This is a genomic window from Pyxidicoccus sp. MSG2 (assembly GCF_026626705.1).
GTDB lineage: Bacteria > Myxococcota > Myxococcia > Myxococcales > Myxococcaceae > Myxococcus.
On sequence record NZ_JAPNKC010000001.1, the window covers coordinates 9,017,379 to 9,038,317 of the forward strand.

Sequence of the window (20,939 nt, forward strand, 5' to 3'; positions counted from 1 at the left end):
CCCTTCAGGAGGACGAATGAAGCTGGAAGGTTCCTGCCACTGCCGTGGTGTGCGTTTCACCGTGGAGACGAAGCATCCCCAGCCGTTCATGCGCTGCTACTGCTCCATCTGCCGCAAGACGCAGGGCGGCGGGGGCTACGCCATCAACCTGTCCGGCGACGCGGACTCGCTCAAGGTGCGCGGCAGGCAGCACCTCAAGGTGTACCGCGCCAGCGTCAAGAACCCGGAGGACGCGCGGGCGCACAAGAGCACGGGCCAGCGCAACTTCTGCGGCCGGTGCGGCTCGGCGCTCTGGCTCTACGACCCGACGTGGCCGGAGCTCATCCACCCGTTCGCCTCCGCCATCGACACGCCCCTGCCGGTGCCGCCCGAGTTGGTGCACATCATGCTGGAGTTCAAGCCCGGCTGGGTCCCGGTCCACGCCAGCAAGGGGGACAAGAAGTTCAAGCGCTACCCCAAGGAATCCATCGCGCAGTGGCACCAGCGCCACGGCGTGGAGGCCGGCTGAGCGGGCAGGCGCCCAGGCCAAGGGATTTCAGGTGGTTGGCGGTGTCGGGCGAAAAATAAATGCCGTGTCGATTTCGCCAACGCTCGTTCGACGCATGGATAGAAGGCGGGGTGGCACTCCCGCCGCGAATCCACAGGAGCGACGACGATGCGATTCATGGTCATCATGTACCCGGGCCCCGCCGCTGAGACGGGCGCCCTTCCCGAAGAGAAGGATCTGGCGGAGATGGGGAAGTTCAACGAGGAGCTGGTGAAAGCCGGGGTGCTCCTCGGCGGCGAAGGACTCCACCCGAGCTCGAAGGGCGCGCGCATCCGCTTCCCCGCGGGCGGCAAGCCCACCGTGAGCGACGGCCCCTTCAGCGAGGCGAAGGAAATCGTCGGCGGCTTCTGGATGATTCAGGTGAAGTCGAAGCAGGAAGCCATCGACTGGATGAAGCGCTGCCCCGCCACGCGCGGCGAGATGATCGAGCTGCGCCAGGTGTTCGAGGCGGAGGACTTCGCGCCCAGCGACCCGTCGGGTGAGCTGCGTGCGGCCGAGCAGCGCCTGCGCGAGCAGGTGGCCGCGAAGAAGTAGTCGCGCGCTCGCGCGGGAATCGGCGGACGTCACCGCGTCCGCCGAAGGGCGTGAGTCTTCTAATAGGCCCCCCGACTTGGTGGCTCTCCCGCACTTTGTGTAAAGATCCGCGGAGGAGGAGATAAATGGGAGTAGCCCAGATCCGTGGCTCTTCCGCACTTCGTGTGGTCCCCTCGAAGGAGTAGGCAGACGCGGCGAGCGTCCAGCGGGGCGAATACTCCCTGGGAATGGATACGCTGTACTCACTTCCGGCTGCTGTCGAAGCCCGGCGTGCATTCGCCGCACGTTCGCGGAGCGCCCGCTGCGCCTCCTCCGCCCCAGTATTTCCTGAGACACCTTTCTGAGGGATAGCCTCCCCTCGAGAGATGGATGTGAAGAAGCAGAAGCAGGACAGGACGACGGGGCGCGGTCGGTTCTCGGCGAAGCGGAAGAAGAAGGCCGTTCTCCGGCTGCTCAGGGACGAGGAACTCGACGCACTCTCCTGGGAGCTGGGCGTCACACGGCTGCAGTGTTGAGCGAGTAGCGAGAGAAGTTCCTGGCTGGGGTCGAGGCGAACCTCAAGAGCCGCGAGTCCGAGCTGCAGGCGACGAGATGCTGCGGCTCAAGGCCATGTAGGCGAGCTGATGATGAAGAACGAGTTGCTGGCTGAGAAGGCCTGGCTGCTGGAGGGCAACGCCAGGGTTTTTCCTGGAGGAAGTCGAGAAGATGATCGCCAGACTCTCGCCTTCCAGCGGCAAGCCGTACGGACTAGCGCTGTGACGGCCACTTGGCGTGTGCCTCGCGCCACGGTGTACTGGCACCGGGCAGGGCCCGTTGGGTGCTGGGCCCGCGCAACCACGATGGCACCATCACCACGGAGGCTCCGGACGTCATGTGGGGCACCTACGCCTCCTTCACCGTGACGACGCTTCATGACGCAGAGGCACGCGGCTGGCTGCGAGAGCGCCCGTGCTCTCTGGCGAGAAATTCGGGCCCAAGGCTTTCGTGGCATCTCCCGGCAGGTCCATCGCTGGCTCCAGATGCGACGGACAGTTCCGCCTTGCACAGGAGCGCGCAGTTATCCTGGTGACAACTGGTGGTCGAAGGGCACTCGCCCTGACGCGTTTGCCTCGCCGAAGCAACTGGCATGGCTGTGCGTGAAGCGCCCCTCGGAGAGGACCTCCATGGAGGTTGCGACCCTGAAGCGTATCGAGCAGGGGGAGGCCGAGCGCGTCGTCGCATTGACTCGGCTCTTCTGTGAGGTGGGGCGCGCGGGGGCCCAGGGGCAAGGCCAACCAGGCACTGTAAGCCTTTCGAAGCGTGGCTGGGTGAGGCTCGTAGATGCGACGTGCGCGCGGTGGAAACCTTTGCGGATGGACTCGAACAGGATGGAAATGCCGTGCGGGCCGCACTGCAGGGCCATGCCCGTGCTTCTTGCGGTCGTCAGGCCGCACGACCAGATTCGACGAGGCGCTCCAACTCCGCGAAGAGCGCCGCCCGTGCCGAAGCATCGAGTGGCTGGGCGGGAAGCTGGAGGAGATACTCGACGGCTTCCTTCTGGAATGGAAGCCGCGGGTCCAGCACCTTCGCAACGCCTTCGAACGCGAGCAGCGAAAGAATGGCCAGCGTGAACTCGGTGGAGCCGCGAATCTGGAAGCGCCGTTGCAGGTCGAACAGCCCGGCGGCAAAGCGCGAGACCTCGAACTCGCCGACGGCAAGCCCCGAGAACCGCTGCATCATCGCTTCGACTTCCCGCTCATACCGGGCGAGGTCGAGCGTCCCGGGCACCTGGGTGGCGGATTCCAGGATCAGGCCGGCACACTGCCGGGCATCGCCAGTGGCCATCGCGAAGAAGAAGCTCCGGAAGCGCTGGCGGGCGTCCGGTGGCAGCCGGGCGACCAGGCCAAAGTCAATCAGAGTTGTTTCTCCGCTGGCGCTGAAGAAAACATTGCCTCCGTGGAGATCCGCATGGACGAAGCCGTCCTTGAAGATCATCTGATACAGCATCCGGAGGCCTGCCTTCACGGCGGCGCTTCGCTCAGAGGGGGACAGCTCCAGCTCTTCGAGCGGTACAAGCCCCGGCAGGAACTCCATCGTGAGGACGTCCGAGGTGCACAGTTCGGGCACGAGTCGTGGGACCCTTATGGAAGGAAGGTTCTTCGCGAACGTCAGGTTGCTGTCTGCTTCTCTTCGCAGGTCCACCTGCGCGGCGAGGGCGCCCTCAAGCTCATCCATCAGCTCCCTCCACGGGAGCGCGGTCATCCCCGGACACCGGGCCGCGAGCCAAGCCGCCAAGCGCAGGATCCTGAAGTCGGCAGCAAGGTATTCTGCAAGCCCGGGCCGGCGTACCTTGACAGCCACGATGCTTCCATCCTTGAGCACCGCGCGATGCACCTGAGCGATGCTGCCCGTTGCGACAGGAGTCGCGTCGAACTGCAGGAAGATCTCACCCTGCGCGCGACCCAGGCTTCGCTCGACTGCAGCGATGACCCGCCCGGTGGGCACAGCCCTCAGGCGATGGCGGAGCCGACGCAAGGCCAGGGCCACCTCGGGCCCGATGACGTCGGGCCGGGCGCACAGCAGTTGACCGACCTTGATGAAGAGGGGGCCTAGTCTCTCCAGCGTGCGGGCCAGCCTGGCGCCGAGCTCGGCCGCCGTGCCGCGCGCAATGCCCAGCCGTGCCGTCGTCCGAACAGCGAGCCATGCCAGAGCGCCTGTGACGACCCAGAAGATGTGAGCCGTCCTCCACGCCCGCGCAGCCACCAGCCAGAAGCCGCAGCGGCGCCCGGGGCGCGTGGCACACTCGAAAAGCGTCATGGAAGGCTTCTCAGGAAGGTGAGACTGGGGGAGAAGAAATATCCGCCGCCCAGCAGATGTATGACATCACCAAAGTCCACCGTCTTTCCTGGAGGAGAATGGAGCCCGGCGCCCTCTCGTCCGGCCAGGGGATCCGCGCCTGCTCCACGCATCGGATGGTGGGGAGCATTCATCCAGTGAGCCTGGATGTGCTCGAACTGCTCCTCGATGCTGGCCTGATAGCACATGAACAACAGCCCCACTCCAGTGGCGGGGGGCGGCAGACCTCTTGCCTGGGGATGGAGGTCCGGCCGAACGCCATAGGTCATCCCCCTGCGTACGATGCGGCGGTCCGGGACCAGTTCACCCGAACCCTGGGGGCGGGCCCGGCGGGGATTGGCCTTTCGGATGTGGGCATTCAAAGGACAGCCGAGCCCCTGCGCGTCATGGTCATAGTTGAAGTCGTTGACTGTCGTGCCTGTGCTCCTCGGCTGGCCGTGGAAGAGCACCGGCTGCCCGTCCCGGAACCGCCCTATCGCGAGCGCCCCGACGAGTTCACGGTCCATGTTCGTTCTCCTGGAGATTGCTTCGACGTGCTGTCGCCAGCGAGCGACGTTCTGCTCCAGCTTCCTGAACACCAGATAGCTGCCGAAGTGGCCGGAGGCTCCAGGCTCGTGCGCCAGGAGCAGTTCGCGTGAAGCGGATGGGTCCCAGTGTCTGTAGTATCGGGTGTGGATCAGGTCTCCACCGATAAGGGGCTGGCTGATGCCGTCGGCATAACCGAAATGCTCGATAGGCTTGCCCTCCAGGAACAGCTGCGTCGCGGGTTCGTCAATCACGAGATCGATGCCCGCGTCCGCCACCTCTAGCTGGAATGACATCACGTCCCTGGTGAGTGCGCTCCTGCTGTCATTGGCGATGATCACCAGGGCATGGATGTCCTCGCGCTGGTAGCCCTGGCTCCACTTCGAGGCAGGCGGATCATTCAGCTTCTCCGCGCGGTTCCTCATGTCGTGCCGGAAGGCCTCGCTCTGGGGCGCGGGCATCCCCAGCCGCTCGTAGCCTCGGTAGGTCAGGAGCACCGAGCGGAACGACTGGTCAAGAAGCCGTGCATCGCTCAGGTGCTCCCAGCCGCTGGAGATCTTTGTGGATGCGAACTCCCTGAGCCAGGTGCGCGCCCGCGTCGCGGAGAGCGGGAACGAGAGGAACAGGTGATGGGCATGGGTGCGCCCATGGGCCCGCACGATGCCGCCTTGCAGGTCACTCAACCAGGGGCGTAACTCTTCAAGAGTTGTCATGGGCACACAGCCTCGGAGGGGCGCTCCTTAGGAGGTCATCTCGCGAAAGCGGAGCTCTTCTGCGGGCCAGGAGGGGTGCGGTTGACGACAGCGCCCGACAGGTCCGTGTACATCTCCATGCCGTTGATCTCTATCTGGTCGTCACCATCCACATCCACGGCCACCGAGCGGAACTCTCCGAAGAACCACCCGTTGGCGTAGGGCTCCTTCACGATCTGCAGGAGGTTGTCCAGCGGCACCTTGCGGTCACGCGCGATGATGGTGTTCATCCTGGCAGGACCAAAGAAGAGGCCGCGGACGGACTGGACGTACGGATACGCGACGTTCGGGTTCGTTACGATGTGGGTCTCGGCATGGCGCAGCAGCTGTGTCTCGACATTGACGACGCCCTCCGAGGCATCGCCGATACGGCCCGAGAGGTAGAGGGGCTGTGGCCCGCGCGACGAGTAGTAATGCGCCATGGCATTACCCCCCATGCTGCGTGACATGCCCTGGAACAGATAGCCTTGGACGTGATCGGAGCCGTCCCCGAGCGTGTTGGCCGCGACCTTCTGGATGACAAGATTGTCATAGAAGGAATTCTGACCGACAGCTGCGGTCAGGTCCCCGACGAGGGCGCGCTGCGCGATGGGACCTGCCGCGAAGGAATACCAGTTGAACGCGGTGGGGCTGGCCCCTCTCGCGCTGTACGAGGGCTCCGCCGAGCCTCCTCCGTAGGGGCTCGCGGCGGGAGTATATGCACTGGTCCCGGAACGCGTGCCCAGCGGGGTTGTCTTCGCCGCCATGTACGGAGGGGGAAGGGGCTCCTCGCCCCTGGGGCCGTATTTGTATTCCCGGAAGACGACCGTCCCGTGGATCGTGAGGGGGAGCGTCACCGCATAGCCAAACTCGGACTTGATCGAGCGGACTGGCCGCGGGTCGACCCAGTCGGTCCTGCCTTGCGATTCATAGATGAGGTGCTGCTTCCAGCTGTGGACATTGCCGTCATCGTCCCCACGGAGGCTCTGCTGCAGGAGCTTCGTCTCCCCGAGCTTCAGCAGGCCCCAGGATGCCGACCGCCGCAGCACCGCCTCCTTTGCCTCTGTCGCGACGGTGTAGAGCAGATCCGGCAGCTTTTCCGAGCGTTGCTTGGGCGTCTGACGATAGATGAGCTCCCACATCGATTGGTCGCGGGTCGTTGCATCGTTCTTCGCATGGCCAGCGCTGCTCAGTAACTCGTCCGCATCCTGCTCAAACAATGGGCTCGCGGACTGGTCGTGTGGGAATGGTCCCATGTCTGCAGTGCGATCAATTCCAGCGCACAGAGCATTCAGTCGGCTTTGCATTATATCCACCTTCGGTCGTGCTGCGTGATGGTGGCTGGTCGGATGCGCCCCAAGAACTCCAATTCAGCGCCAGCAGACACCGCACACTTTACTATGAGTGTGTCTGTGAAGGCAATGAGAGCGGAGCCTTCCGCCCTGATGGGCGCGGCCCCCGCTGCGCAAGGGCCCTTGGAAGCCATGGGTGTCGCCATCACGCCCCTGGGTTGGGGATGTTAGGTTGCAGTGATGCCACGGGTCACATTCACCTCAACCCTCCAGCGTCACGTGGAGTGCCCCTCGGAAGTCGTGGGCGGGACAACCGTGCGCGAAGCCCTCGAGCCTTACTTCGCGGGGCACCCATTGGTGCGCAGCTACGTCCTCGACGAGCAGGGCGCTCTACGACGGCACGTTGTCATCTTCGTGAATGGGCATCAGCTTCGCGACCGCGCAGGGCAGACGATGCTCGTCGGCGAGGACTTCGAAATCCATGTGATGCAGGCGCTGTCGGGATGCTGAAAATGTCGGATCGCATTCTCGTGGCAACGCGCAAGGGTCTGTCTAACGTGCGTCGCACGGAGCAAGGCTGGCGCATTGCCAGCACATCATTCCTGGGCGACCTCGTATCGGTGGTTGCCATGGATGTGGTGCGGGGGCGCCTCTACGCCGCGCTGGGCCTGGGCCACTTCGGAGTGAAGCTGCGCGCATCCGATGATGGCGGCAGGCACTGGACGGACCTGCCGGCACCAGCAGGGAACTCATCGTCGGAGTCTCGTGCGGCGGCGTCTGGCTCACTCGCGATGGAGGAGAGAGCTGGGAGGTGACGAGCCGAGGCATGTTCGCCGACTACATGCCACCGGAGCGGCGCGATGACCCATCCATCCAGGACCCGCACCGCATTGTACGCTGCGTCAGGCACCCCAGTCGCCTGTGGGTACAGCACCACAATGGTGTCTTCCGCTCCGATGACGCCGGGAGGAGTTGGGTGGGCATTCCTGAGAGCGCGCCCAGCGTGTTCGGGTTCGCCATGGCGGTCCACCCGGACGTCGCCTAGCGCGTCCCTGCCGTCAAGGACGAGCAGCGGATTCCAGTCAATGCGGGCGTCGTCGTGTCGCGCACGCGCGACGGTGGTGCGAGCTGGGAGGTGCTGTGTGAGGGGCTCCCGCAGGAGTACGCCTACGGCCTCACGCTTCGGCATACGCTTGACGTGGACGCCACCGGAGAGCGCCTCGCATTTGGGAGCACCACCGGCTCACTCTGGGCTTCCGAGAACGGCGGCGACTCGTGGATCCACGTCTCCGCACACCTTCCGCCCATCTACGCGGTCCGCTTTGCCTGAGGAGTGGCGCTCCCGCGGCGGCGACGAGGCAGCGCAGGAGGAGCCTGTCAGCGAAGCATGGCCTACAGTCCGGACAGCTTGCGGTTCTTCTCCTTCAGCCACGCTCACACTGCCAATCTCTTCTGCGCAGTGGGGCCAAAGGGGGCCAAAGGCGGGCTGGCATTTCGTGAAGGCCACGCCTGACAGAAAGAGTCCGGCGTTTGCGGAGGCCTGCGGGACATTACAAATAGGTATCCGGATGCCATCCCCACGCCAATGTCTGACAAGCGCCGCTGTCTGAACGTTGCGCGCTAAACAAACTCCATGGACTGCCGGGCAGCTATTCCGTTTCCATAGCGATCTGACAGTCTCTCACATCTCAAGAGTCAGTGTCTGTCGAGGGACTACTCGCCCACGCCAAGCACAGACTTCAATATGGAGAGGTTCGCCAGCCACTGGCCAAGGAGTGACACACCATGCGTCCATGGGCGGTCCCGCGACTGTTGCTGCTCGCCTGTCTTGGAATGGGCGGGCGCGCGATGGCGCAGGTGCCCGAGAGCGACACGGACCCCAATGGGGTGGCCATCCCCTACCGCTTCCTCCATCTGGCGCACTCCCTGACGCCAGAGCACCTCGGCGCCACGGCCCACCTGAGGGCGGCCGACCCGTTTCTGCTTTATCAGTTTGGGCGCGACCTGGCCCGGCGCCAGTTCACCCTGAAGCAGGGAGTCTACGGCCGGCCTGCGGAGCTGAGCGTCCCGCTCTACGTCGGTGCGGCGGTGCATGGGGCCAGTGCCGCAGATGTGCGCTTCAGCCGCGACCATGCCAGCAGCTGCGGCATGTGCCACTCCATGCCGTTCGGAGAGCCAGGCAGCGGGCAGACCATCCCATCCACCAGTGGGGCCGGGCGCAACACGCCCCACTTCTACGGCGCGGGCATGGTGGAGATGCTCGGTGAGCAGGTGAGGCGCGAGGTCCTCAACCGCTATGACCTGAACTGCAATGGTCTCCTCGAGCGCGCGGAAGTGGCGCGCCCTTCGCCCGTCCGGATCAATCCCACGCCCGGTGCCCCTGCCATCGACTACGGCGACCTGAGCCCGGACGCCAGCGGCGTACCGCGCCTCAATGGCGTCTTCCGCATCTGGTACGTAGATGCGGATGGGAAGGTGCTTCCCCAGGCCAGCAGCCTGAAGGATCCCCAGGCGGCCGCATTCGGTCTCGCGATGCAGCCGTTCGGCTGGGGCCGGGGCCAGCAGCTACTACCGAGCGGGCTCCGGATTCCCCAGGGTGGTGAGGCCACCACATTGCGCGAGTTCTATGCCGTCGCTGCTGACGTCCACATGGGCCTCCAGACGCATGACCCCACCCAGCTCCCCGCCGGCCCCGGTGGATTGGCACGCGTCTCCCTCAACGGGGCACAGCAGTTCGACTTCGGGGGCTCCGTCGACGTGGGGCGCAGGCGCACAGCCACCGGGCTCTCCCTGGATGACCCGGATCGCGATGGGCATCTCAACGAGCTGACCGAGGGAGACCTGGACGCTGTGGAATTCTACCTTCTCCACGCGCCAGCCCCCGCCGTGCGTGGCGATGCCGCCTCGGAGAAGGGACGCCAGGTAGTCGCCCGGGCGGGCTGTACCCGCTGCCATACGGAGAGCTGGCGGCTCCACGCGCGTGACGAGGCACGAGGCTTCACGGGAGACCGGCGGCTCTTCCAACTGGAGACACGCTCCGAGGTGGGGACCGATGGTGTCTCGCGGCTGCGTGGCCGGTTGAGGCGGCTGTCACGAAGCGCTCCAGATGGGACCGTCACCCCCGCCCTGAACAGCGCCCTGATGGAGCGCGTCTACAGCGACTTCAAGCATTGGGACATCGGCGCTCTCTTCCACGAGCGGCGCTTCGATGGAAGCCTCCAGCGCGAGCACCGCACTGCGCCCCTGTGGGGCGTGGGCTCCACGGCCCCCTATGGGCACGCGGGCCGGTTCACCACCCTTGATGAGGTCATCACCGCTCACGGTGGAGCGGCCTCCCCCGAGCGCAAGCGATACCTCGCGTTAAAACCCGCCGAACGCGAGCTGCTACTGGCGTACCTTGAGTCGCTGGTCCTGTACCGCACGGACACCCTTTCCTCAGATATCGACGGGGACGGGCAGATCTCCGAGGACTTCCAGGTGGCCGGCAAGGACGTGGGCCCCGAGCGCTTCGATCCGCGCTTCCTCTTCGCCACGCCTCCACGCTTCCGCGTTCTGTACCGGGCCACGGGACCTGACGGGGAGGTGTTCCCCCTGATGCTGGTGCAGAACGTCCCCGAAACCTTCCGCCTGTCGCTCCCCTGGCTCGAGGACCGCGATGGCGACTTCTTCCCCGATGTCCTCGGTCCGCTCCCAGCAGCGGGCACTGCTCCCCAGGCCTCCCATGCTCACCAGGCTCCTTGATTCCAGCGAAGGCAGGGGCTTGGCGCTGCTATTGGGGGTGCTGGGCACCTTCGGGACCGCCTCCGCGCAGCTCTCCGTCCGGCCGGACGACCCGCTGGGCCTCTCCATCCGCGAGCGGCGCGTGCAGGTCATCCACTCGAAGGGACCAGAAGTGCCGGGTACCTCCATGGCCCTGCAGCTCATGGACCCCTGGCTCGCCTATCAGCGTGGACGAAGCTACTTCCACCGCGAGTGGAACCGGAGGGATGCCGTTTTCAGCCAGTTGAACGAGCGCCCGGCGGCGGCCGCCACCAACTCCTGCGGCATGTGCCACAACCTCCCCTTCAGGACAGTCGGAGGTGGAGGGAACGCCCCGGAGCCGCTCGGGTTCGGGCTCAACACCCCCCACCTGTTCGGGGCCGGTCTCATGGAGGCGCTCGGCTTCCAGATCCGACAGGAGCTGCTGGCCACCCATGACCTGAACCGCAACGGCTTCCTCGACCACCCGGCGGAGACCCGCGGACGCCGGGCGGTCGTCGAGGCCGCGCCCGGCGTGCTCGTCGACTACGGCGCGCTCGACGACGAGGACGAGGATGGACTGCCAGACCTCAACGCGGTGCTGATGGTCACGCTCGTGGATGCGAGCGGCCAGCCGGCGCGGCCGCGCCCCGATGGCGAGATACCTGGCCTGGGCGAGCCTGGCGTGGCCGGCTACGACATCGAGTTCGGCGTGTTCGCTAGCTCGATTGGCGACCACCAGTCTTCCAGCCTTCGTGCCTTCGCCATCGGCGTGGCCAGGACGATCATGGGCCTGGACATCGTGGACCCGACGACGGGCGGAGACGCCGCCTCCAGCCTTGAGGGGCCCACCCACGGCCAGTGGGCGGGATTCTCCAACGCTGGTGCTCTGCAGCCGCTGGTCCGCGCGCGCGACCCCGCGCTCAGCGCGAGCGCGGCCACGCTGACCGAGGGCGAGCTGGACCTCTTCGAGTGGTACCTGCTCAACCACCCCCGGCCGGCGGTGGGCCGCCAGGATGCCCTGACGCGGCAGGGACACGAGCTGCTGGTGCGAATGGGCTGTACCACCTGCCATGTCCAGGACTGGGGGCTGAAGGCCGCCGAGCCAGCCAGGGGGCTCACGGGCGACCGACGCTTCTTCGACCTCGGCGTCACCTGGTCCCCGGCGCGCAAGCGGCTGGAAGGGCGCCTGAATCCCCTCTACACGGAAGCCCCTGGGCCCGAGGGCCAGCGGTTGCTCCAGCCCCTCCGGGGCGCCTTCACCGTCTCGGGCATCTACACGGACTTCCGCCACCATGACCTCGGGAAGCGCTTCTACGAGTATGGCTGGGAAGAGGGCCGGCTGACGGTGCTCAGGCGGTTCCGCACCCCGCCGCTCTGGGGCGTGGGCTCCACGGCTCCCTATGGCCATGACGGGCGCAGCCCCACCCTGGACGACGTCATCCGCCGCCATGGGGGCGAGGCCGCTGAGTCCGCCGCAGCCTACGCAGCCGCCCCCGCTCGGGAACGCAAGGCCCTCATCGCCTTCCTCCGTTCGCTCGTCCTGTATTCACCGGACGTGCTGCCCACGGACCTCGACGGCAATGGGAAGATCGAGGAGCGCTTCCTCGTCGGCGAGCTCGAGGTGGGCCAGGAGCGCTTCCACCCGGAGCTGCTCTTCCGGACGCCCCCCCGGTACCAGGGGTGGACCACGAGCCAGGACGGCGACACCTACTTCTCCTACGCGCTGCTGAACACCCGCGAGGCGTACGGCGAGGACCTCGCCGCGCTCAAGGACGCCAACGCGGATGGGCTTCCAGACAGGCCCCCTGCTGCTCCACTGCCCTCCGCGAGCCTTCCCCCCTGATGCCCTGCAGTTCCACCAAGCCTCCTGGTTCTTACAACACCAGGGGTTTTGACAAGGAGGTTCTCTTGCAGATGCCAAACCGAAGCAGAGCCCTGTTCATTGGTGTTGCGGTCATCCTGGCGGGAGGGCTTGGCATGGCCGTATCGGCCCAGCCGAAAGAGCCTGCGGCAGCCGTGCCCGCCACCAACGCCCAGCCGCAGATGGCAGCACCACCGGGTCTGGCCAAGGAGCGCCTCGACAAGCTGCCCCTGTCCATGCAGACGCGGGCCAACTTCAACGTGAAGGCAGTCACGCAGAAAACGCCCGAATACCAGGAGATCAAGGAGGTCGTCGACGGCCTCGTCAAGGCCCTCAGCACCAAGGATGCCGCGCTCTTCAAAAAGCTCCACGTGGATGACGGCTCGCTCGTGTACTACGGGCCGCCGGCTGTGACGGTGAAGACGCTGGGCAGCCGTCAGTATGCCGAGCTGTGCATCAACTGCCTCGAGCCCTTCGAGAAGGTCGATGTCCGGACCAACAACGACATGGACATCCGCCTCTCCGGACCGCTCGCAGTGGTGACGCTGACGGGGACCAACCGCCTTGTTCCCAAGCAGGGCAAGCCTACCGAGAGCAAGTGGCGGTGGACCCTCACCCTGGAGAACACCCAGGGTCAGTGGCTGGTCGGTCACGAGCACTTCTCCTTCGCCAGCGCTCCCACCGCCGTGCAGTAGCGCCCACGCCCCAGCCTGTTCAAGGAGCTGATATGAAGAATCAATCCTTACCGTTCGCAGTCGGCTGTGTCGTGTTCGCGCTGCTGGGTGGTGTCTCCCTCGCTGGAACCCAGGCGCAGGACTCCCGCTCGGATGACCAGCGCATCCAGGGCCTGCTGAAGGAGATGCGCACCGCGCAGGCCGACAAGATGGCGGCCTTGCCAGTCAAGAAGCACACCATCCCCGCGGCGGGCGTGGATGTGATGCGGATCCGCATGGAGGAGACGTACATCATCGACGGTGTGGGGACCGACACCATCGAGCTCCAGGGGTGGATCGCCGTGGTTCACGACAACGCCCGGCCCGCCCCCGGTCAGACGGAGGTGGCCTGGGGCACGGCCGTCATGGACACCGAGTTTGTCGGCTTGGACCTGCGGGGCCATAGCAAGGTGTTCGGTCCCGTCCACGTCACCTTGGATCGCGACCAGCCCAGCCGCGGTCAGGTGGGTGATATCGGGCTGCCTGCGGGCGCCGAGGAGGCCTTGAACAGAAGGGCGGTGGTGGCCCGCGCCGGCGGAGATGCCCCGTCTCTTGTTCCCGGCAAGAAGAAGGGGTTACCAGTCCCAGAAGAGTCGGTGGAGCCCGAGGAGAAGAAGCGGCCCAAGCGCTGCACGATGTCTGAGGGTGGCAATGGCGCCTGCTGCATCGCGAACCTGGGCGTCAAAGTGGAGATGAAGAACCTGGGACTGCAGCTGGTGACCGGCCATCCGGTCCAGATGTTCTCCATCGTCGAGACCATTCCGCCCGTCGGCTACACCGCCTCCATCACCCTGACCCCGACGCCGCTGTTGTCGGCCGGGCGGCAGGTGGGCACCCTGCAACATGCCGAGGTGAAGTTCCGCGAGGTCATCAAGCATACCCCCATCAAGGGGACCCAGCCCCTCACGCGCCGGGAGGAGGGGAATGGCAACGCGAAGCTTGCCAGCACGCGGTAGCGCATGGCCGCGCGTGCATGGGGCTCCGGCCGCCACGTCATGGCCGGAGTCCCCACGCTTCCTCGCGGACCACGGTCAGCTTCCCGCAGTGGTCCTGGCACGGGCACTCAGCATCGCCACCAGGATGGGCGCCGTCTGATTGAACGCCTGAGCCAGGCCGAGTGTCTCGAAGCACCGGGCCTTCCAGGCCCGGATCGGCTCGGGCGGCTGGACACCGAGCCGCTCCAGGTACTCGGTGCCGATGGCACCTGACAGGTCCCCCAGCGTGAAGCGGTCTCCAGTCACGAAGGGACGGTGGGCGAGCTGCTGCGCGAAGAGGCCCCACGCAGCCGCCGCGAACTCCGGCGTCCGCTCGGCCTCCGGAACTCGCGGCCGGAACCAGAGGGTGGACATGGGATCGACAAGATATAGATCGCCAAGCCGGTCAAAGTGCCGCGCAACGCGCTCGCTTCCTGGTGGGAGCAGCACGCGTGGACCGCGCTCCTCAAGGTACTCGATGATGGAGGTGGACTCGATGAGCGGGCCTTGCTCCTTCTCCAGGACGGGGATCTTCCCGAAGGGAGACAGCGCACGGAACGTGGGCGCCGTCAGCTCCCCTCCACGGACATCCACCGCGTGGAAGTCCATGGTGTCGCCGCGATGAAGCACTGCGGAGTAGGCCTTCAAGGAATAGGGAGAGGCGGGGTGGTAGTGGAGTCTCATGGGCATGTGCATACCAATAGCGACTCATCAGCAATCACTCAACCCGGCCGGCGGAGTCGGGGGTGAAGCCATCGGACCCACTCCATTCCCAGCCCTGACCCCGTGCTCCGAATCTCTACCCGTCATCCCTGGCTCGTCGTCGCGCTCACGCTTTGCCTGACGGTGGGGCTGGGAGCGTTCATCCCGAGGGTGGGGCTGAGGCTGGACGCACGCTCGCTGCTGCCGGTGGATGAGGAGGCGCTGCGGGAGAGCGAACAGCTCGCGGCGCGCTTCGAGGCGCGAGACTTCGTCGTGCTGGGGTTGCTCAGCCCGGAGCGCGGCATCTACACGCCCTCCTCGCTGGCACGCCTGCGGCGGCTGGGCACCGGACTGGAGGAACTGGAAGGCATCGTCCCAGGCTCGGTACAGAGCCTGGCGACGGCGATGAACCTGAGCACGGAAGGCGGAATACTGGATGTGATTCCGGTGCTGGGGCCTGGAGACGCGCTGGACGTGACGGGCGCGGAGCGGGTGCGCCGGAGCGTGCAGGCGCTGGGGCTGGACGGCGGCATCCTGGTGTCTGCGGACGGCCGGGCCGCGGCCCTCTACGCAGAGGTGCGGCCGGAGGCGGACCGGTACCTGCTGGCCGAGCGGCTCCAGGCGCTCGCACGGCTAGAGAGCCAGGATCGCGACTCGGTGCACGTCGGAGGCAATGCGCTGGCGCAGGCGGAGCTGGGCAGGGCCGCCGCGGTGGACCTGCTTCGGCTGATGCCCGCTGTCGTCGGGGCCCTGCTCGTCCTGCTGCTGCTGGCCTACCGTCACCCCGTGCCCGCGCTCGCATCCCTGCTGGAGGTGGGCCTGTCGCTCGTGTGCACCACCGGCCTGATGGGGCTCACGGGCAACTCCGTCTTCGTCACCACCCTCATCTTCCCCGTGGTCCTGCTGGCCGTCGGTATCTCGGATGACGTCTACGCGATGGACTGCTTCCTCAGTGAGTGGATGCGAGGAACCCGGCCTGTGGAGGAGGCGGTGCGGGCGGGGTTCGGCGCGGCGGTGCGCCCCATCCTCATCAGCACCGTCACCACGTTGGCGGGGCTGCTGTCGCTGCTGGCCACGCGTTTGGAGCCGCTGCGCATCTTCGGCCTCTTTGGGGCCGTGGCGCTCGGGCTTTCCTCGCTCCTCACCTTCACGTTCGTGCCCGCGCTCCTGGTGCTGTGCGGCCGGTGGCTGCGTGGCGCGCAGCCCTCGCGCAGCCTGGCGAGGGGACGGGGCGGGCTTAGCCTGGCGCTGGGCATGCCGGGGCTGCGCCGGCCCCTGGCCGTGCTTGGCATCACCACGGTGGCGGGGCTGGGGGCAGCCCTGCTGTGCACGCGCGTGCAGGTCAATGACAGCTGGGTGGGCAACTTGCCCGAGGCCAGCGAGCTGGCCCGCGCCAGCGGGGTGCTGGACAGGCATCTGGCGGGCGCTACCGTGTTGGAACTGGAGTGGGCGACGGACAGGCCCGGCGGCTTCGCGGACCCGGAGGCCTTCGCCGCGCTCAATGCTGCAGGGCGGCGCCTAGCCTCGCTCGCGGACGTGGGGGCGGTCCACGGCGTCCACGAGGACGTGCCCCGGGTCCTCGCCGCGCTGCGAGGGGTGAGCACCGCGACGTACCAGGAATGCCTCCTCACGCAGGCGCGAGGCCCCAGCAGCGCGGACCTGGAGCAGGCGCTGGTGCTGCTGGAGACGGCCTCGCCCGGGCGCTTCCATCACTACCTGGCCGACGGCGCGCGACGCTCCCGCATGTCCGTGTTCCTCCGCTCGGCGGACGCCAGCCGGATCGACAAGGTGCTGTGGGAAGTGGCGGCGCTGGCCGCTCCCGGGCGGGAGGCCGAGCTGCTGTACGTCGCGCCCTTCGGGGACGGGTGGATCAGCCAGCTCGCGGTGCGGTTGCTGGTCTCCGGCCAAGTGCGCGCCATCCTGCTGGCCGCGTTCATCAACCTTCTGCTGCTCGTCGTAGCGCTGCGCTCGCTCCGGCTGGCCCTGGCCGCCAGCCTCCCTACGGTGCTGGCCATCCTGGCCGTCTTCGGCTTCCTGGGCGCCACGGATACCCCGATAGGGATCGCCAGCTCCCTCTTCGCCTCCATAGGTCTGGGCATCGGGGTGGACTACGCCATCCACGTCATTTCCCACTACCAATCCCACCGCAACGCCGAGCCTTCCGCGCCGGACGCCATGCGGCGGGCGCTTGCTGGGGCGGGGCCCGCCATCCTCACCAGCGCGACCGCCGTATCGGGCGCCATGCTGGTGCTGATGTCGTCCCAGTCTCCGCCCAACCGGATGCTCGGGCTGCTCGTGTGCCTGTGCCTGGGAGTCTCCGCGGTCCTCACGCTGGTGCTCGTCCCCGCCTTCACCTCCTTCCTGGATCGTTCCCGGTGAGACATCTCCTTCTCAGTCCCTTCCGCTTCCTCACCTGGGTCCTGCTGTGCGGCATGGCCGCCGCCGCGGCGCCCCCGCCCGTGCACAGGCCCCTGAACGCGTTGGCGCTCGTGAAGGAGTGCAACGCGCGCGATCTGGGCGCCACTGGATGGCGCAGCGTCACGCTGGAGATGCATACAGGCGGCCGAGTGACGCGCACGCTCAAGATCGCCAACCTCTGGCAGGACACCGCAGGCGGCCTGCGCACACTCTTCCTTCTGGAAGGGCCTGGCGGCCTGCGCGGGACGAGCTACCTGCTCACGGAGCCCGGCCCCGCCGGCCTGCCCATGCAGGTCCACCTCTACCTGCCCGCAGGCGAGGGGCGGGTGCTGGAGATCGCCCCACGGCTGCATGATGACGGGCTGCTCGGCTCGGACTTCGGCTACCGGGACCTGCTCTGGCGCTTGCCCGAGCACGCCTTCACGTGGACCCGGGCCGGCGAGTCGATGGCTCTGGGCCGGCGCACGCACCTGCTGGACGCGGTGCCCTCGGGCCCGGAGCTGGTGGCCAGTCTGCCCTGGGTACGTCTCCGCTACCATGTGGCGGAGGAGCTGCGCATGGTCGTGGGAATCGACTACTTTCGCGCGGGGGAGACGGCGCCCGCGAAGACGGTGCGCGTGGAGGCGCTGGAGCAGCGGGACGGCGTGTGGACGCCGACCCGCATCGTCGCTAGCCGTGGCGGAGGGAGCACCTCCGTCCTGACCCTGCGGGGCGCGCGCTTCCATCTGCCGGCGCTGCCCGCCCGGCACTTCGTCCCGGAGTCTCTACCGGGCTTCGCGGAGGCCCTGCGCGGCGGCACGTCGGAGCAACTCCTCACGCAGACTGCGGAGGCCTCGCCATGAGTCCCCCACCGCCCCGCTCCAACGCAGTGCGTGCTTGGAGCGGCCGCCGCTTCGTCCGCGAGCATGCCCGCAACTGCGCTCCGATGGGAAAAGAAGGACACTTGAACAACTCTGGGAGGCGTCTCCATCAGGATGCGCGGGCACTCGTGCACGTCAAGTGCTCCAGCTCGGCTGTGACTGATTCGAAGCGGCCTGTCCCGTGAGATCGCCTCATGGCGCAAATCACCTTTAGCCGCGCCTTCTTGCAGCCGCGCCTTCTTGCGAGAGTTCCTCGTCCTGGTGGGCGTCCTTTGCATCCGAATCCCGCCTCCAGGTGGCGTGAGGCGGGCGAGGGCAGCAGGACCGCGTGACACCGGCGCTGCGGCCCCAGCCCTCACGTTGTCACGGCCACTCATGCAAGCGGAGCACTACAACGCGGTCAGTGTGCGTCATCTGCTCCATCGGTCAACGCGAGGGTCACGATGTGACCACCAATGACCTTACCATGCTCCAAACCCATCTCGATGTCCGCGCGAAAGTGAATGCCCGCGAACAATCGCGAGTCGGAAGCCTCTTTGGCCTGCTCATGAAAGAACTCGCTCTGGTTTGGGAACAGATAGGAGAGCACTGTGGCTGCCGACCCCGAGAACGTCGAGTGCCCCGATGTGAACGAAGGAAAGTTGGGGATGCCGGTGCAGGTCTTGATGGTGAGATTCATCTGTGACGGCCGCGGGGTGAAGTAGTGGTACTTCGTGTCCCAGCAGCCCACGGCCGCGTCATGCAATGCCATATTGAGTAGGGCAAAGGCACGGGCCGCCCGCACCTCGCTGAAGCGCGCGTCCCGGACGTATTCCGCGGCGATGTCATTCCAATGACCCGCTGGAGTATATGTCCCGGCGCCATCTGCCCACTTGTGCACGATGGCGAGGCGCTCGCGAGTGACGTTGTCCGCGTACCACTTCACCTCCTCCGTCTCCTTCTTCATCTCCTCTGAAGAGGTTGAATAGGGACGTGGCGGGCGCGCGCTCTCGATCTCCTCCTTGGTCATGCTCCATGCCTTCACTTGGCCGAAGAATGGGAGCATGGGGGGCCGCATAGGCACCTCCCTGCTGATCCATGGTATCTCGTCGCGCGCCGCGCAATCGTCTTCGAGCTTCTGCCAGTCCGCCTTCGTACCGGCTGCCTTGCTCATCCCATCGCCGGCCGCGCGCCGCTTCATCTCATCTGCTACGGCCTTGCCCAGTGCTACTCCTGCGGCCAGGTCACTGGCGCTAGCCATCCCCGACCAAAGCGCCGCATTGCGCTGTTCGGCAGCCTTCAAGGTGATGTGCTCTACCGCAGCCGGGAACAGCACCTTCAACATCTCTGCGGATACTCCTGAGAGCAGCGCATCCTCGGAAGGGTAGGCCGGCAGCTCGGTCGCTGGCCGCAAGGCCTGGATGGAACCATCTACTTGGTGGGGGGCGGGCCTGTTGTACAGGTACTTGTAGTGCCATGCCGCCTTCAGAGCCTCGTATTGGGCCACGGCCACATAGCTATAGGCCCGGGCCGCATACGGAGGGTTGGCGAAGGGAAAGCCCGGGTCCGCGAATGGGTTCTCCGCGTCCGGCGCCGGATAGCTGCCATCCGCCTTTGGGGCGGGCTGCAGATTGTAGCGCGCCACCAGTTCTCGCAAAATCTGGTTCCACCGCAGGACGCCGCCTCCACTCCAGTACGCGATGGCCTTGCGCTGCTTTTCGGTTAGCTTGCTCTGTGCATCCTTGATGGCGGCAAGCTCGGCCTTGTAGGCCTCGGAGTTCACGTCTGCAGGCGCCGCAACGGGAAGCTGGCTGTCGCTGGTCAGCACGAGCATGCTCCAGTTTCCTGCATTGGCGTCGACGTCCGCCGGGCTCAGCGGAGGAAGCTGCTCCTCGGACTCCACCTCCTTGCTACAGCTGAGACCCAGGAAGGCGAGGAGCCCAGCCGTCAACAACACCACCGACCGGAGAGTAGATTGTGGTTTCATGGCGAACCCGGGTTGCCAGCGTTTGAGGAGAGATGGAAGGTGTAGAGAAGTCCGGCCGTCAGCGCGGTCGAGGCACCGACATTTCGTCCCGACACGGTAAGGTCCGCGCCGCCGCGCAACGCGAGGCCCGACAGCCCAGGCAGGAAATAGGAGATCATGGCGCCGACCTTCGAAAAGTTCATGCGGTTGGAGACGAACGGCATGTCCTGCCGACGGATGTCTCCCCCACCCAGGGTGTTCTGCCGTAGGTAGTGAAGCTCCACCTGCAAGCCATTCTGGAGGTATCCAACGCTGGCAACGAAATCGACCATGTCAGGCATCTGCACGTCGTCGGTCAGGAAGAGTTGGCCGTCGGTGTAGTATGCGGCCCGGTCGAGCGAGGTGTTGCTGCGCCACGTGTACGCCCCCGAGCCCGTCAGATACCAGCCCTGAGCAAGTCTAAGGCTCGCGGTCAGTCGCCCCGACAGGTTGTATGTACTCGTGCCAAGCGACAACGGGTAGAAGTCGGGCGCGTAATCACTCATGGGCATGGAGAATGCCGCACCGGCGAATGCGTTGAACCAGCCCCCCTCGAACTGCTGTTTGAAGAAGTTGCCCTTCACCGCCAGCGAGAAGTCCTGAAGTCCCTCCATACCGTGGAGCGTGCCCTGGCTGGCCCTTGTCCATACATACGGTACCGCGGCGATGACGTTGACGCGGTCATGAAGGCCATAGTTGCCGATCCACATCAGGTTTCGGGTAGTGAGCCGGCCGATATTTTCATTGTCGCGCTTGAGCTCCCCTTCCCAGTAGCTGCTCCACTGTTCGTGCGTGTACATGAAGCCCGTACAGAAATCGTTCTTGGGCATCATGATGCCGTCTGAAATTGTCTGGGAGAGCGCCGCAGTTGGCAGTAGGAGTGTGAATATTGTGAAAATTGTTTTCATGAGACCGTATTGGGTTGCGGGGGGCGAAAACAGTTTCAGGAGCGGCGGGCGCCGCGTTCCAATGCATTCATAGTCCTTCACGGAGAGTGAGATCAAGTCCGGGCGATGGGCTCTGTGCGTGGAGCCCGGACGCGTCGCGGTTCTACGCTGGCGTGCCCTTGGGAGGCACTGCTTCAGCGTTGCCGGTGCGTCACCAAATCGCGCGTTGCTCCTCTGAGAGCCTCTCGCCGAAGCGGCCAGGCCTGCGCCAGCGGCGCGGCCTGCCATCGTCTTTGCGTCGGGAATGGCGATGGACTCATGAATCCACCTGCCGC

16 protein-coding genes are annotated in these 20,939 nt (G+C 66.1%); 10 read left to right on the forward strand and 6 right to left on the reverse strand.

Translation table 11 applies throughout. The annotated features are described in order from the left end of the window. The first annotated feature begins 16 nt into the window (after nt 1-16). The 3 genes from OV427_RS35360 to OV427_RS35370 all read left to right on the forward strand — a co-directional run bounded on the left by OV427_RS35360 (nt 17) and on the right by OV427_RS35370 (nt 1,596). Nucleotides 17-508 (forward strand): GFA family protein, encoded by a 492-nt coding sequence (locus OV427_RS35360; protein WP_267860628.1) that lies wholly within the window; start codon nt 17-19, stop codon nt 506-508. Between the two features lie 147 nt (nt 509-655). Continuing rightward, nucleotides 656-1,081, forward strand: coding sequence for a YciI family protein (locus OV427_RS35365; protein WP_267860629.1), 426 nt, complete (start codon nt 656-658; stop codon nt 1,079-1,081). 371 nt (nt 1,082-1,452) lie between these two features. Next, on the forward strand, nt 1,453-1,596 hold the full coding sequence (locus OV427_RS35370; protein WP_267860630.1) for a hypothetical protein: 144 nt from the start codon (nt 1,453-1,455) through the stop codon (nt 1,594-1,596). A 907-nt stretch (nt 1,597-2,503) separates the two neighbouring features. On the opposite strand, the gene OV427_RS35375 is transcribed toward OV427_RS35370, so the two are convergent. Genes OV427_RS35375 through OV427_RS35385 form a run of 3 tightly spaced genes read right to left on the reverse strand, consistent with a single transcriptional unit; the run spans nt 2,504 to nt 6,479 of the window. Then, nucleotides 2,504-3,877, reverse strand: a complete 1,374-nt coding sequence (locus tag OV427_RS35375; RefSeq protein WP_267860631.1) for an ABC1 kinase family protein — start codon at nt 3,875-3,877, stop codon at nt 2,504-2,506. Beyond that, complete coding sequence (locus OV427_RS35380) at nt 3,874-5,154, reverse strand: Dyp-type peroxidase (protein WP_267860632.1); 1,281 nt, start codon at nt 5,152-5,154, stop codon at nt 3,874-3,876. The genes OV427_RS35375 and OV427_RS35380 overlap by 4 nt, the downstream gene beginning before the upstream one ends. Before the next feature lie 35 nt (nt 5,155-5,189). Then, complete coding sequence (locus tag OV427_RS35385) at nt 5,190-6,479, reverse strand: hypothetical protein (RefSeq protein ID WP_267860633.1); 1,290 nt, start codon at nt 6,477-6,479, stop codon at nt 5,190-5,192. Between the two features lie 300 nt (nt 6,480-6,779). Between OV427_RS35385 and OV427_RS35390 the strand changes: the two genes are divergently transcribed. From OV427_RS35390 to OV427_RS35410, 5 genes are all read left to right on the forward strand, one after another. Further along, the gene (locus tag OV427_RS35390) at nt 6,780-6,974 is read left to right on the forward strand and encodes a MoaD/ThiS family protein (RefSeq protein WP_267860634.1); all 195 of its coding nucleotides are present in this window, start codon (nt 6,780-6,782) and stop codon (nt 6,972-6,974) included. 1,275 nt (nt 6,975-8,249) lie between these two features. Next, nucleotides 8,250-10,205, forward strand: a complete 1,956-nt coding sequence (locus tag OV427_RS35395; RefSeq protein ID WP_267860635.1) for a di-heme oxidoredictase family protein — start codon at nt 8,250-8,252, stop codon at nt 10,203-10,205. A gap of 19 nt (nt 10,206-10,224) precedes the next feature. Continuing rightward, nucleotides 10,225-12,048: a di-heme oxidoredictase family protein gene (locus tag OV427_RS35400; RefSeq protein WP_267860636.1), complete on the forward strand. Its 1,824-nt coding sequence runs from the start codon at nt 10,225-10,227 to the stop codon at nt 12,046-12,048. A 134-nt stretch (nt 12,049-12,182) separates the two neighbouring features. Beyond that, nucleotides 12,183-12,761 carry a YybH family protein gene (locus OV427_RS35405; RefSeq protein WP_267860637.1) on the forward strand — a complete coding sequence of 193 codons (579 nt, stop codon included), beginning with the start codon at nt 12,183-12,185 and terminating at the stop codon, nt 12,759-12,761. Nucleotides 12,762-12,793: 32 nt separating this feature from the next. After that, a complete protein-coding gene (locus OV427_RS35410) occupies nt 12,794-13,735 on the forward strand; it encodes a DUF6073 family protein (protein WP_267860638.1) in 942 nt (313 codons plus the stop codon). 75 nt (nt 13,736-13,810) lie between these two features. On the opposite strand, the gene OV427_RS35415 is transcribed toward OV427_RS35410, so the two are convergent. Continuing rightward, nucleotides 13,811-14,443 (reverse strand): glutathione S-transferase family protein, encoded by a 633-nt coding sequence (locus OV427_RS35415; RefSeq protein ID WP_267860639.1) that lies wholly within the window; start codon nt 14,441-14,443, stop codon nt 13,811-13,813. A gap of 96 nt (nt 14,444-14,539) precedes the next feature. Between OV427_RS35415 and OV427_RS35420 the strand changes: the two genes are divergently transcribed. Together OV427_RS35420 and OV427_RS35425 are read left to right on the forward strand one after the other, a co-directional pair. Further along, on the forward strand, nt 14,540-16,834 hold the full coding sequence (locus OV427_RS35420) for an efflux RND transporter permease subunit (protein WP_267860640.1): 2,295 nt from the start codon (nt 14,540-14,542) through the stop codon (nt 16,832-16,834). Further along, a complete protein-coding gene (locus OV427_RS35425) occupies nt 16,831-17,715 on the forward strand; it encodes an outer membrane lipoprotein-sorting protein (protein ID WP_267860641.1) in 885 nt (294 codons plus the stop codon). Before OV427_RS35420 ends, OV427_RS35425 begins: the two co-directional genes overlap by 4 nt. 418 nt (nt 17,716-18,133) lie before the next feature. Here the strand turns inward: OV427_RS35425 and OV427_RS35430 are convergent, their stop codons facing one another. Then, nucleotides 18,134-19,546: a phosphatase PAP2 family protein gene (locus OV427_RS35430; RefSeq protein WP_267860642.1), complete on the reverse strand. Its 1,413-nt coding sequence runs from the start codon at nt 19,544-19,546 to the stop codon at nt 18,134-18,136. Nucleotides 19,547-19,695: 149 nt separating this feature from the next. Next, the gene (locus OV427_RS35435; protein WP_267860643.1) at nt 19,696-20,550 is read right to left on the reverse strand and encodes a transporter; all 855 of its coding nucleotides are present in this window, start codon (nt 20,548-20,550) and stop codon (nt 19,696-19,698) included. Nucleotides 20,551-20,939 lie beyond the last annotated feature (389 nt).